Consider the following 12,040-nt stretch of genomic DNA (forward strand, 5'->3'; position numbering starts at 1 on the left):
AAAAATTGAAGAATACACTACCGGGACGACACGGCGGCGAGGTGGCTTGCCATGGGCGATAACGGACATCGCGGAAACCGTCTCTTCACCCTGGTCGCGGCCGGCCTGCTCCTGAGCGGAGCGGCGGCGGCCTGCGAGCAGAAGTCCGGATCCGGCGGCGGGACGGAGGACAGTGGCAAGCCGATCGTCGTCGGCTCCACCCTCTCCCTGAGCGGCGCGTTCGCCGCGACCGGCGCCATCCACAAGATCGCGGGCGAGCAGTTCGTCGCCCGGCTCAACGCCAACGGCGGGCTGCTGGGCCGGCAGGTCCGCTGGGTGGTCCGGGACGACGAGTCCGACCAGGCCAAGGTCAGCACGCTGTACGAACAGCTGATCACCCAGGACCGGGTGGACCTGATCATCGGCCCGTACGCGACGCCGAACATCCTGTCCGCGATGGCGGTGGCATCGCGGCACGGGTACACGATGCCGCAGCACACCTCCGTGATCGCGCCGCTGATGACCTACCGGTGCCAGTTCCCGGCGTGGTCGATCGGCCCCGAGCCCAACAAGGTGGTGCCGAACCAGCTGTTCGACGCGGTGGCGACGCTCCCCGACCCGCCCAAGCGGGTCGCCATCCTCACCAACCAGAACGGCTCCACCGACTTCGTGTCCTACGGCTCCGGCAACAACAAGGTCGGCATGGTGTCCATCGCCAAGCAGCGCGGCCTTGACGTCGTCCTCGAACGGCGCTACCCGCCCAACACCACGAGCTGGGCGCCGCTGGCCACCCAGATCCGCGACGCCAGGCCCGACCTGGTCATCAACGACGGCCTCGGGGTCGACCCCGTCAACCTGCTCCAGGCGATGAAGCAGCTGAACTACAAGCCCCCGCTGATGTTCAGCCTGTTCCCGGCGCCCGGCCCGCTGCTGGGGCTCGGCGACACCTCCGACGGCCTGCTGTCGGTCACCATCTTCGAGCCCAACAAGGCGACGCTGGACCGGCTCGGCCCGGACGCGACCGCCATCGTGAACGACTTCAGGACCAGGGCGACCCAGGCCAAGCTGCCGTACACGGTGTTCGAGACGCAGGCCGCCGCGTCCTGGAACGCCTGGGAGATCCTGGTCGCCGGCGTGAAGGCGGCGGGCAGGGTCGACAACAAGGCCATCTGCGACAGCCTGCACGCCAAGGGCGCCGACACCACCTTCGCCGGCCACCTCACCTTCGACCCGAAGGCCAACAACTTCTGGACGACCACCCAGGCCATCAAGCAGATCCAGAACCGCGACTGGGTCACGGTCTACCCACCGCAGCGCGCGGCGGGACGGCTGCAAGCCTCCGCGGGCTGAGGCATGGACACGGTCCAGGCGGCGCTCACCGGGGTGCTCGTCGGCGGCTTGTACGCGCTGATGGCGGCCGGTCTGTCGATCACATGGGGCGTGCTGCGCATCATCAACCTGATCCACTTCGGGCTGATCCTGCTCGGCGCCTACCTCACCTTCCAGCTCGCCTCGTCCTGGGGCATGGACCCGATCCTGACCGTGGTGGTCACGGCGCCGACCCTGTTCGCGCTGGGCGCGGCGGTGCAGTGGGGCTTCGACCGGCTGGGGATCTCCGAGCTGAACTCACTGCTGCTCAGCTTCGGGCTGCTCATCGTGATCGTGCAGGGCATCAGCAACCTGTGGAGCGCCGACTACCAGCAGATGACCGCGGCGGCCAACCCGTACGCCACCCGTTCGATCGAGGTCGGTTCGCTGGTCTTCCCGCTCAACACGCTGCTGGCGTTCGTGCTCGCGATCGTGCTGATCGGCGGCGCGCACATGGCGCTGCGACGGACGTTCACGGGGCGGGCGCTGCGCGCGTTCGCCCAGGACCGCGCCATCGCCGCCGCGTTCGGCATCGACCACCGCCGGATCGGGCTGCTGCTGGCCGGCGCGGCCGGGGCCACCGCGGCGGCGGCCGGGATGCTGTTCGCGCTGTCGAACGCGCTGACCCCGGCGACCGCGTTCGAGTGGTTCGGCACCGTGTTCGCCGTCGTCATCCTCGGCGGCATCGGCCACCTGGTGGGCACGCTCGTCGCGGGGCTGCTGGTCGGCGCGCTGGGGGCGGTCGTCACGGTGGTGGTGTCCCCGGCCGCCGAGCCGTTCGTGCTCTTCTCGGTCATCATCCTGGTGCTGCTGCTGCGCCCACAGGGGCTGTTCGCCCACGGGGGCACCCGATGATCGCGGCGGTGTTCGGCGGGGGCGCGCTCAGGCGCGGCCTGTGGGCCTTCCCGCTCGCCTTCCTCGCGCTGGCGACGCTGTCGCTCTACCGGGAGACGATCGGCTTCCCGCTGTTCTACCTCACCCTGCTGACCACGATCCTGTTCTGGACGGCCCAGGCGACGAGCTGGAACATCCTGTCCGGCTACAGCGGCTACTTCAGCTTCGGGCAGGCCGCGTACGTGGGCCTCGGCGCGTACACCACGGCGGTGCTGTACGGCCGGCACCAGGTCTCCTTCTACCTGACCCTGCTCGTCTCGGCCGTGCTGAGCGCGCTCCTCGCGCTCGTGGTCGGCGGGCTGGCGTTCCGGCTCCGCTCGCTGCGCGGTGAGATCTTCGCCCTGCTCACGCTCGCCGTGCCCTTCATCCTGGGCGCGCTGGCCCATCTGAACTCGGGCATCGACGGCGGTCAGGGCATCGTCGTCTCCGTCCCCCCGTTCCCCGCGGGGCTCGGCCTGGTCCAGGACTTCCTGTACCTGATCAGCCTTCTGGTCGCGGTCGCCGCCGTGTGGGCGGCGTTCGCCATCCAGCACTCCCGGTTCGGCTGGGCGCTGGCGGCCATCCGGGACGCGGAGGACGTGGCCGAGGGCCTGGGCGTGGCGACCTTCCGCTACAAGATGCAGGCGATCGTGGCGAGCGCGGTCATCGGCGGCGTGGCGGGGAGCATCTTCGCGTTGCAGATCGGGTTCGTCGCCGTCGCCAGCGTGTTCAACCTGACGGTGCCGCTGTTCGTGATCGTGATGAGCGTGCTCGGCGGGCGCACGCACTGGCTGGGCCCGGTGATCGGCGCCGCGTTCATCGTGCTGTTGCAGGACCGGCTCAGCGCGTCGAGGCTCACCGACTGGCGGCTCATCGTGCTGGGCGCCATCCTCGCCGTGCTCGTCGTGATCGCGCCCGAGGGGCTGTACGCGCGGTTGCGGGCACGGCCCTGGTACGCGCTCGCGGCGTTCGCGATCGTCTTCCTCCCCCTTCGCGTCACGAACCTCGTCGGCGGCACGCTGGACTGGATCCTGTACGGGGCGCTCGCCGCGGTGGTGGTCGCGGTCGCTCCCTGGCGTACCCCTGGACGCGCGCCACGGCGGGCCGAGACCGGCGCCGTGCCCCGGGCCGGGCAGATCCGGGAACCCGAGCCTCCCGCCGAGCCCTCCCCCGAGCCCTCCCCCGAGCCTTCGGACGAGGTGCTCGTCGAGTGCGAGCACGTGGCGCGGTACTTCGGCGGCGTGCGGGCGCTGGAGGACGTCACGCTCCAGATCCGGGCCGGGGAGCTGGTCGGGCTCGTCGGCCCCAACGGGTCGGGCAAGACGACGCTGGTCGGCCTGCTGGCGGGCACGCTGCGTCCCACCAAGGGGAGCATCCGGATCGCCGGGCAGGACACCGCCGGGCTGCCGCCGCACCGGGTCGCGCACGCGGGAGTGGCGCGCACGTACCAGATCCCGCGCCCGTTCGCCTCGATGACCGTGCGCGACAACGTCGCCATGGCGATCATGTTCGGCCGGGAGCCGCGGTCGCTGCGGCAGGCCCGGCTGGAGGCGGACGAGCACATCGGGTTCGTCGGGCTCGGGCCTCTGGCGGACGCGCTGCCCGCCGCGCTCAACCTGCACCAGCGGCAGCTTCTGGAGATCGCCCGCGCCCTGGCCACCCGGCCCCGGGTGCTGCTTCTGGACGAGGCGCTGGCCGGGCTCACCCCGGCGGAGATCGACAACGCGGTCGAGGTGGTGCGGCGCATCCAGCGCACCGGCACCGCGATCGTGATCGTCGAGCATCTGCTCCGGGTGGTCAACCAGCTCGCCACGCGCGTCGTCGTGCTGGACCGCGGGTCCTGCCTGGCCGACGGGGACCCCCGCACCGTCATGAACGACCCCGACGTCGTACGGGCCTACCTCGGGAAGCGCGCGCATGCTTGAGATCCGGGACCTGGACGCCTTCTACGGCGCCGCGCAGGCGCTCTGGGGAGTCTCCCTGGAGGTCGGGGACGGCGAGATCGTCGGCATCATCGGGCCCAACGGCGCGGGCAAGACGACGCTCGTCCACGCCATCGCGCGGCTGCACACCTCCACGCGCGGCCGCGTCGTCGTCAACGGCACCGACCTGGCCACGGTCCCGCCGCACCGTGTCTGCGAGCACGGCGTCGCGATCGTCCCCGAAGGGCGGCGGGTGTTCCCGCACCTGACGACGGAGGAGAACCTCTTCCTCGGCGCGTACCGGAAGACGGCCAGGGCGCGTCACCGCGAGCATCTGGCGAGCGTGTACGACCTGTTCCCGCGGCTCGCCGAGCGGTCCGGCCAGCAGGCCGGCAGCCTGAGCGGCGGCGAGCAGCAGATGCTGGCCATCGGGCGGGCGCTCATGGCCGGGCCGCGGCTGCTCCTGCTGGACGAGCCCTCGCTGGGCCTCGCGCCGGTCGTCGTCGACGAGGTCTTCGACGCGATCGAGGCGATCAACGGCGAGGGTGTGAGCATCCTGCTGGTCGAGCAGGACGTGGACCGCGCCCTCACCCTCGCCGCCCGCGGCTACCTGCTCATCGAGGGGAGGGTGCTGGCCGAGGGCCCGTCGGACAGGCTGCGGGAGAGCCAGGACGTCCAGCGCAACGTGCTGGGCATCTGACCCGGCCGCCGCGCGCCGGGACCGGTCGGCCGGGCCGGCGTGCGCCGCCGGAGCAAACGGCGCCTCCCTGGGCACGGCGAAACCACCGGCCGCGACGATTGCCCCGGCGATGCCCGGGTAGCGAGTTCTCGCGTGATCGTGACGGGTTCCGGGGCAGAGGAACGGCGCCCGCATGGCCGGGGAGGACGGCGCATTCAGAGATGTCCGCGTGGCTGCCATCGCTGGTCCTGGCACACGCCGTCGCGGCGCTCGCCGTGCCCTGGGCGCTCGGACGCCACCGGCGGGCGATGACGCTCGCCGCCGCGGTCGTGCCGGCGGTGACCGCGGTGTGGGCGGCGACCCGAGCGGGCACGGTGCGCGACGGTCAGGAGATCACAGCCCGTTTCGCGTGGGCGCCCGTCCTGGGCCTGGATGCCGAGTTCAGGCTGGACGCCCTCGCACTGGTGATGCTGCTGCTGGTGGGCGGCGTCGGCGCGCTGGTCCTGGTGTACTCGGCGTGGTACTTCGCGCCGCGCCCGTCCAGGCTGATGATCGGCTCGCTGGTGGCGTTCGCCGGCGCGATGACCGGCCTGGTTCTCGCGGACAACCTGTTCGTTTTGTACGTGTTCTGGGAGCTGACGACCGTCAGCTCGTTCATCCTCATCGGCGCGCCCGGCCCCGAGCGGGGGGAGAACCGGCGCGCCGCCACGCAGGCGCTGCTGGTGACCACGGCGTTCGGGCTGGTCATGCTGCTCGGGTTCATCGTGCTCGGGCAGGCCGCGGGGACGTACCGGATCTCCTCGCTGCTCGCCGACCCGCCGCGCGGGTCCGCGGCCACGGCGGGCCTGGTGCTGGTGCTGCTGGGGGCGTTCGCCAAGTCCGCACAGGTGCCGCTGCATTCCTGGCTGCCCGCGGCGATGGTGGCGCCCACGCCGGTGAGCGCCTACCTGCACGCGGCCGCCATGGTGAAGGCCGGGGTCTACCTGGTGGCCCGGCTGGCGCCGGCGTTCGCCGGCGCCGGCGTCTTCCGCCCGCTGGTGATCGCCGTGGGCCTGGCGAGCCTTCTGATCGGCGGTGTCGTCGCGCTGCGGCGGGACGATCTCAAGCGGCTGCTGGCCTACGGGACGGTGAGCCAGCTCGGCATGCTCATGGTCCTGTTCGGCGCCGGCACCCGTGCGGCGGCGCTGGCCGGTGGGGCGCTGCTGCTGGCCCACGGCGTGTTCAAGGCACCGCTGTTCATGGCGACCGGTGTGGTGGAGCACGAGCTGGGCACCCGCAGGGCCGGGGAGCTGAGCGGGGCGGGACGGCGCATGCCGGTGCTGGCGGTCGCCGCCGCCGCTGCCACCGCGTCCATGATCGGGCTGCCGCCGTTCCTGGGCTTCGTGGCGAAGGAGACCGCGTTCACGGCGTTCTCCGGCGACGCCCTCGCCGTCCTCGCCGGGCTGGTGGCGGGATCGGTCCTCACCGTGGCCTACGGTGTCCGCTTCCTGCTGGCCGCGTTCGGCGGAGCCACGACGGACACCGCTGACACCGCGGAACGGCGCGGATCGTCCGCCGGGCTCGTCGGGCCGGTGGTGGTGCTGTCGTGCGCGGGCTTCGGCCTGGGCCTGTTCTCCGGGCAGGTCGGCCGGATCGTCGAGCCGTATGCCGGATCGCTCAAGACCCTCCATCCCGGATACGAGCTCGCCGTGTGGCATGGACCCGGCCTGCCGCTCGCGCTGTCGGCGCTCGCCCTGGCGTCCGGTCTCGGGCTGTTCCTCACGCTCGGCCGCGCGTTCCCCGGCCGCGCGCTCCCGTCCTGGGCGCCCACCGCGCAGAGCGGTTACGACGCCGTCTACAGGGCGGTGTCGTTCACCGCCAGGGCGGTGACCGGGCGCGTCCAGGCCGGCTCGCTGCCCGCCTACCTCAAGGTGATCGGCTGGACGGTGCTGGCCGTCCCCGGGGTGGCGCTGGTGGACGGCCTGATCCGCGGGACGGAACCGTGGGAGGCCGGGCGGCTCCGGCTCTGGGACCACCCGGGCCAGCCCGTGCTGGTCGTCATCGTGATCGGCGGCGCGCTCGCCACACAGCGCGTCCGCAGAAGGCTCTCGGCGGCGTTGCTGCTGGCCGGGATCGGCTACGCCATCGGAGGGCTGTTCGTCCTGCACGGCGCCCCGGACCTGGCGCTGACGCTGCTGGTCGTGGAGACGCTGACGCTGATCATGCTGGTGCTCGCGCTGCGCAGGCTGCCCGAGCGGTTCCCGCCGCGCCGCCGCAGGCGCCTCGACCGGCTCGCCGCCGCGGTGCTCAGCGGCTGCCTCGGCGCGTTCGTCTCGCTGTTCCTGGTGGTGGCGGCGCTGAGCCGGGACGGCCGCCCCTCCGGCCCCGAGTACGCCGTTCCCGCGGCGGACGAGGGCGCCAAGAACGTGGTCAACGTGATCCTCGTGCAGTTCCGGGCCCTCGACACCCTCGGCGAGATCACGGTCCTGGCGGTGGCGTCGTTGGGAGTGGGCGGCCTGGTGCTGACCGGAGCGCGGATCAGAGGCCATCTGGACGGAACGTCGCCGCCGAACGCCACGGGCCGGTCCGGCGGGCCCGCCGGGGAACCGGACGCGGGCGGCGCCGGCTCCATGGTCGGTCCCCGGACCCGCTGGCTCGCCACGTCCGGCTCCCCTCCCCTCGGCGGGCGCTCGGTGCTGCTCGAAGCCACCGCGCGCCTGCTCTGCCCGGCGATCCTGGTGTTCTCCGCCTTCCTGCTGTTCGCCGGGCACGGCCAGCCGGGCGGCGGGTTCGTCGGCGGGCTGGTCGCCGGCATGGCGTTCGTCCTGCGCTACCTGAGCGGCGGGCGGCACGAGCTGGCCGTCGCCGACCCGGTGCGCTCGGGCCTGGTCATCGGTACCGGGCTGGCCATGGCGGTGGCCTCGGGCGCCATCGGCTGGGCGCACGGAGGGGAGTTCCTGCACGGCGAGGTCCTGCGCCTCACGGTGCCCGTGGTGGGCGGGGTCGAGGCGTCCACCGCCCTGATGTTCGACGTGGGGATCGCCATCCTGGTGCTCGGCCTGGTGCTGAGGCTGCTCAGCACGCTCGGCACCGGCCTGGAGAGCCGGTCCGGCGAGCCCGCCGGCGGCCCTCCCCAGGGGGGAGGGCCGTGACCGGCGCCGCGATCTCGCTGGTGGTCGCCGTGGGCGTGCTGTTCGCGGTCGGGTTCGACCTGCTGCTGCAACGCTCGCTCATCCGCGTCGTGGTGGGCTTCGTCCTGCTCGGGCACGGCGCCAACCTCGCGCTGCTGCTCGCCGGCGGCGCGGGCGGCAGGGCACCGCTGCTCGGCGGCGACGACGAGGCGCAGGCCGCCGATCCGCTGCCGCAGGCGATGGCGCTGACGGCGATCGTCATCACCTTCGGCGTCACCGCGTTCCTGCTGGCCCTGGCCTACCGCAGCGTGCTGATGCAGGACGACGACGAGGTCCGCGACGACCTGGAGGACCGCCGCGTCGGCAGGGACCGCGAGGACGAGGGATGAACGTCCTCGTCCCGCTCCCCTTCGTGCTGCCGCTGCTGGGCGCGGCCCTGGCCCTGGCGATGCGCAACCACGGCAGGGCGCTGCGCGTCCTGGGCACGGTGTTCCACATCGGCGTGGTCGGCTCCACCGCGGCGCTGCTGCACGCCGTGGCACGGGACGGCGTGGTCGCCGTCCAGGTCTCCGGCCTGCCCGCCCCGCTCGGCATCACCCTGGTCGCGGACCGGCTGTCGGCGCTGCTGCTGGTGGTGTCCGGCGTGGTGCTGCTGGCGATCATGCTGTACGCGGCGGGCGAGGGCGGCCTCAGCGCGGAGGAGCCGGGCGTGTTCTACCCGGCCTACCTGACGCTGACCGCCGGGGTGTGCCTGGTGTTCCTCGCCGGGGACCTGTTCAACCTGTTCGTCGCCTTCGAGGTGATGCTCGCCTCCAGCTACGTGCTGCTCACCCTGACGCCCACCTGGGAGCGGATGCGGGCCGGGATGACCTACACCGTGGTCAGCCTCACCTCGTCCATCCTGTTCCTGACCGCGGTCGGCCTGGCCTACGCGGCGACGGGGACGGTGAACCTGGCCGACCTGTCCGGGCGCACGGCCGGGCTGCCGCCGGGGACGCGCTCGGCGCTGGGCCTGCTGTTCCTGGTCGTGTTCGGGATCAAGGCGGCGGTCGTGCCGATGCACCTGTGGCTGCCCGACAGCTACCCCGCGGCCCTCACCAAGATCACGGCGGTGTTCGCGGCGCTGCTGACCAAGGCGGCCGTCTACAGCCTGATCCGCGTCCAAACCCTGCTGTTCCCCCGCGACGACGCCTCGCTGCCGATGCTGGCGCTGGCCGCCGCCACCATGATCGTCGGGACACTGGGCGCCCTGGCGCAGTACGACCTGCACCGGGCGCTGTCGTTCATCCTCGTCGCCCACATCGGGTACATGCTGTTCGGGCTGGCGCTGTTCACCGTCGCCGGGCTGGCGGGCGCGATCCTCTACCTCGTCCACCACATCGTCGTGCAGGCGACGCTGTTCCTGGTCAGCGACATCATGCAGATCGAGACCGGGGAGAAGTCCCTGCGGCGGCTCGGCGGGCTGGCCGGCGGCTCCGCGTTCACCGCGGTGCTGTTCCTGATCCCCGCGCTGAGCGTGAGCGGGATACCGCCGCTGTCCGGCTTCGTGGCCAAGCTCGCGCTGTTCCAGGCCGGGATCGGCGCCGGAGGCGCCTGGGGGCGGGCGGTCACGGGCGTCGCCGCCCTCACCGGGCTGCTCACCCTGATGGCGATGACCAGGGTCTGGACGCTGGCGTTCTGGCGTCCGCGTCCGCCCGGCTCCGGCAAGTCCCCGGAGGTGCGGGAGGTCGCCACCCGCACGGAACCCGGGCCGGGCGAGCGGCACGGGCTGCGCCCGATCCGGACGGTCACCGCGGCCATGGTCGGGGCCGGCCTGATGCTGGTGGTGCTGGCCGGGCCGCTCTCCGCGTGGAGCCGTGACGCCGCGCAGTCCCTGGCCGACCGGACGGCCTACCGGAACGCCGTCCTGCACGGCGGGGAGGCGCCGTGAACCGTGTCCTCAGAGTCATCAGAAAGGCCGGGTCCAGGCTGGCCCTGGGCGCCTGGCTGCTGGCCGTGTGGCTCCTGCTGTGGGGACGGGCCGACGGCGCCACCGTCGTGAGCGGTGTCGTCGTGGTCGCGGCCGCCTACGGCGCGGCACGGCTTCCGGCGGCGCCCGTCCTGACCCGGATCCGGCCGGTCCGGCTGGCCGAGGCGGTCCTGGAGTTCGTCGCCGACCTGGTGGTGTCGAGCGTGGTCGTCGCCTGGCACGCCATCCGGGACCCGACCCGGGTCCGGGCCGCCCTCATCGAGGTGGAGGCGCGCTCCCAGTCCGAGCTGGTGCTGCTCGCCGTCACCCTGAGCCTCACCCTGCGCCCCGGCAGCGTGATCATCGACATCGACACGCGCCGGTCGACCCTGCTCGTCCACGGCCTGCCGGTCCGTGACCGGGACGAGGCCGAGCAGGTGCGGCGCAGGGTGCTCGGCACGGAGCGCAGGCTGATGCGCGCCCTGCCGTACGCACACGACGCGTATCCCGCGAAAAAGGAGGATCGATGAACGTGGTGCATTTCGTGACCATGGTCTTGCTGAGCGCGGCGGCGCTGATGACGGCCCTGCGCCTGGTCCGCGGCCCCACCGAGTTCGACCGCATCCTGGCGGTGGACGTGCTGTCGGTCCTGCTGGTCAGCGGCATCGCGGTGGTCATGGCCGCGGGCGGCGGCCCCGCGTACGCCACGCTGACGGTGGTGATCGCGCTGCTGGGCTTCGTGGGCTCGGTCACCGCGGCACGGCTGGCGGGCAAGCGGCACGGCGCCTCATGAGGGTCGCCGACGCCGTCAGCGCCGTGCTGCTGCCGTCCGGCGCGGCCTTCTGCGCCCTGGGCGCCCTCGGCGTGCTGCGGTTCACCAACGTGCTCGCCCGGCTGCACGCGGCCACCAAGCCGCAGACGATCGGGCTGGTGCTCATCCTGATCGGCGCGGCCGTCCAGACCGGCTCGCCGTCGGCCGCGGCGACGCTGCTGCTGACGGCGGTGTTCCAGTTGCTCACCGTGCCCGTCATCGCGGAGACCATCGGGGCGGCGGCCTACCACGGCGGCGTCGTCCCGCCCGGCTCGCTGGTCCTCGACGAGGGCGGGGACGCGGGACCCTGATGCCCGCCGCACCGGGGTTGACCTTGGATTACCCGGGTATGGGTGGCATTCGTCGTCCCCGGGGGCGGACGGAGGAGAAGCAGATCATGACGGTGAGATATCAGGAACTGCTGGAATCGGTCTCCCGCAAGGCGGATCTGGACACCGCCGACGCGCGCGAGGCGGCGGAGGCGACGGTGACCACGCTGGCCCGTACGCTTCCGCACCCCGAGCGCGACCAGTTCATGGACGTGCTGCCCGGCGAGCTGAGGAGCGACGTGCCGGAGCGCGATCCGGTGCGGCGCCTCGACCAGCGCGAGTTCGTCCAGGAGGTGTCCGCGATCGAGGACCGCCCGCCGGAACAGGCCAGGGTGCGCGCGCAGGCCGTGCTGTCCACGCTGGCCGACCAGGAACCCGGCCTGATCGAGGACCTGCGCGTACCGGAGGACCTGCGCGAGCTGTTCGACCCTCCGCCCGCGGGCGGAGGGCTGACCGCCCCGGGAGGCGGCATGGCGCCGCTCACCGCGGACGAGGTACGGGAGGCGCTACGAGACCTTCCGCAGTGGACGGGGGACACCCGGGAGCTCAGGCGCACCATCGTGCTGCCACCGGGCGACCTCGATCGGGTCCTGGAGCGCATCCGCCTCCTCAAGGAGGAGACCCTGCACGGGCCACAGGTCCGCCGGGGCGCCGACGGCGTGCAGCTCGCGCTCAGCACCTCCTCGGTCGGCCGCGTCACCGCCCTGGACGTCGACATGGCCGCCCGGCTCGACGAGCTCATCGACGAGGTCGCGCCGGGCATGGCCGCGCCGCCCTCATAGCGGACCGCTCTGGGCCTGCCGGCCGGCCGTGGATCAGGCGTTCAGGGCCCGTCGATGAGGTGGGTCGCGCCGGAGAGGTACGACGCCTCGTCCGACAGCAGCCACACGACGAGGTTCGCGACCTCCTCCGCCGTTCCGTACCGGCCCAGCGGGACATCGGAGGCCATCTGCCGATACGCGCGGCCGGCATCCTCCGGGTCAAAAACCACCGGCCTCCAGGTGTGGCCCGCCCCGCCGTC

General features: G+C 72.7%; 12 protein-coding genes. 11 read left to right on the forward strand and 1 reads right to left on the reverse strand.

Features of this window, described 5'->3' with window-relative positions; genetic code table 11:
* The first annotated feature begins 51 nt into the window (after positions 1-51).
* From QSK21_RS00850 to QSK21_RS00900, 11 genes are all read left to right on the forward strand, one after another.
* Positions 52-1,329 carry an amino acid ABC transporter substrate-binding protein gene (locus QSK21_RS00850; protein WP_285692770.1) on the forward strand — a complete coding sequence of 426 codons (1,278 nt, stop codon included), beginning with the start codon at positions 52-54 and terminating at the stop codon, positions 1,327-1,329.
* Between the two features lie 3 nt (positions 1,330-1,332).
* Positions 1,333-2,202, forward strand: coding sequence for a branched-chain amino acid ABC transporter permease (locus QSK21_RS00855; RefSeq protein WP_285692772.1), 870 nt, complete (start codon positions 1,333-1,335; stop codon positions 2,200-2,202).
* A complete protein-coding gene (locus QSK21_RS00860) occupies positions 2,199-4,145 on the forward strand; it encodes a branched-chain amino acid ABC transporter ATP-binding protein/permease (RefSeq protein WP_285692774.1) in 1,947 nt (648 codons plus the stop codon). The genes QSK21_RS00855 and QSK21_RS00860 overlap by 4 nt, the downstream gene beginning before the upstream one ends.
* Positions 4,138-4,842: an ABC transporter ATP-binding protein gene (locus QSK21_RS00865; RefSeq protein WP_285692776.1), complete on the forward strand. Its 705-nt coding sequence runs from the start codon at positions 4,138-4,140 to the stop codon at positions 4,840-4,842. Before QSK21_RS00860 ends, QSK21_RS00865 begins: the two co-directional genes overlap by 8 nt.
* A gap of 200 nt (positions 4,843-5,042) precedes the next feature.
* Positions 5,043-7,952, forward strand: coding sequence for a Na+/H+ antiporter subunit A (locus QSK21_RS00870; RefSeq protein WP_285692777.1), 2,910 nt, complete (start codon positions 5,043-5,045; stop codon positions 7,950-7,952).
* On the forward strand, positions 7,949-8,320 hold the full coding sequence (locus QSK21_RS00875) for a Na(+)/H(+) antiporter subunit C (RefSeq protein WP_285692779.1): 372 nt from the start codon (positions 7,949-7,951) through the stop codon (positions 8,318-8,320). Before QSK21_RS00870 ends, QSK21_RS00875 begins: the two co-directional genes overlap by 4 nt.
* Positions 8,317-9,861, forward strand: coding sequence for a Na+/H+ antiporter subunit D (locus tag QSK21_RS00880; protein ID WP_285692781.1), 1,545 nt, complete (start codon positions 8,317-8,319; stop codon positions 9,859-9,861). The genes QSK21_RS00875 and QSK21_RS00880 overlap by 4 nt, the downstream gene beginning before the upstream one ends.
* A complete protein-coding gene (locus QSK21_RS00885; protein ID WP_285692782.1) occupies positions 9,858-10,409 on the forward strand; it encodes a Na+/H+ antiporter subunit E in 552 nt (183 codons plus the stop codon). Before QSK21_RS00880 ends, QSK21_RS00885 begins: the two co-directional genes overlap by 4 nt.
* Positions 10,406-10,672 (forward strand): MrpF/PhaF family protein, encoded by a 267-nt coding sequence (locus QSK21_RS00890; RefSeq protein WP_285692783.1) that lies wholly within the window; start codon positions 10,406-10,408, stop codon positions 10,670-10,672. Before QSK21_RS00885 ends, QSK21_RS00890 begins: the two co-directional genes overlap by 4 nt.
* On the forward strand, positions 10,669-11,001 hold the full coding sequence (gene mnhG / locus QSK21_RS00895; RefSeq protein ID WP_285692784.1) for a monovalent cation/H(+) antiporter subunit G: 333 nt from the start codon (positions 10,669-10,671) through the stop codon (positions 10,999-11,001). The genes QSK21_RS00890 and mnhG overlap by 4 nt, the downstream gene beginning before the upstream one ends.
* Before the next feature lie 86 nt (positions 11,002-11,087).
* Complete coding sequence (locus tag QSK21_RS00900) at positions 11,088-11,801, forward strand: DUF2267 domain-containing protein (protein ID WP_285692786.1); 714 nt, start codon at positions 11,088-11,090, stop codon at positions 11,799-11,801.
* 41 nt (positions 11,802-11,842) lie between these two features.
* Here the strand turns inward: QSK21_RS00900 and QSK21_RS00905 are convergent, their stop codons facing one another.
* Entirely contained in the window at positions 11,843-12,010 is a 168-nt protein-coding gene (locus tag QSK21_RS00905; protein ID WP_285692787.1) for an SDR family oxidoreductase, read from the reverse strand.
* Positions 12,011-12,040 lie beyond the last annotated feature (30 nt).

It is taken from the genome of Actinomadura sp. NBRC 104412 (genome assembly GCF_030269515.1).
In the GTDB taxonomy this organism is placed as follows: domain Bacteria; phylum Actinomycetota; class Actinomycetes; order Streptosporangiales; family Streptosporangiaceae; genus Spirillospora.

Bases quoted from the DNA above. Each gene is read 5' to 3' on its own strand.
- QSK21_RS00850 (WP_285692770.1), top strand. From the start codon at position 52: ATGGGCGATAACGGACATCGCGGAAACCGTCTCTTCACCCTGGTCGCG.
- QSK21_RS00855 (WP_285692772.1), top strand. From the start codon at position 1,333: ATGGACACGGTCCAGGCGGCGCTCACCGGGGTGCTCGTCGGCGGCTTG.
- QSK21_RS00860 (WP_285692774.1), top strand. From the start codon at position 2,199: ATGATCGCGGCGGTGTTCGGCGGGGGCGCGCTCAGGCGCGGCCTGTGG.
- QSK21_RS00865 (WP_285692776.1), top strand. From the start codon at position 4,138: ATGCTTGAGATCCGGGACCTGGACGCCTTCTACGGCGCCGCGCAGGCG.
- QSK21_RS00870 (WP_285692777.1), top strand. From the start codon at position 5,043: ATGTCCGCGTGGCTGCCATCGCTGGTCCTGGCACACGCCGTCGCGGCG.
- QSK21_RS00880 (WP_285692781.1), top strand. From the start codon at position 8,317: ATGAACGTCCTCGTCCCGCTCCCCTTCGTGCTGCCGCTGCTGGGCGCG.
- QSK21_RS00890 (WP_285692783.1), top strand. From the start codon at position 10,406: ATGAACGTGGTGCATTTCGTGACCATGGTCTTGCTGAGCGCGGCGGCG.
- mnhG (WP_285692784.1), top strand. From the start codon at position 10,669: ATGAGGGTCGCCGACGCCGTCAGCGCCGTGCTGCTGCCGTCCGGCGCG.
- QSK21_RS00900 (WP_285692786.1), top strand. From the start codon at position 11,088: ATGACGGTGAGATATCAGGAACTGCTGGAATCGGTCTCCCGCAAGGCG.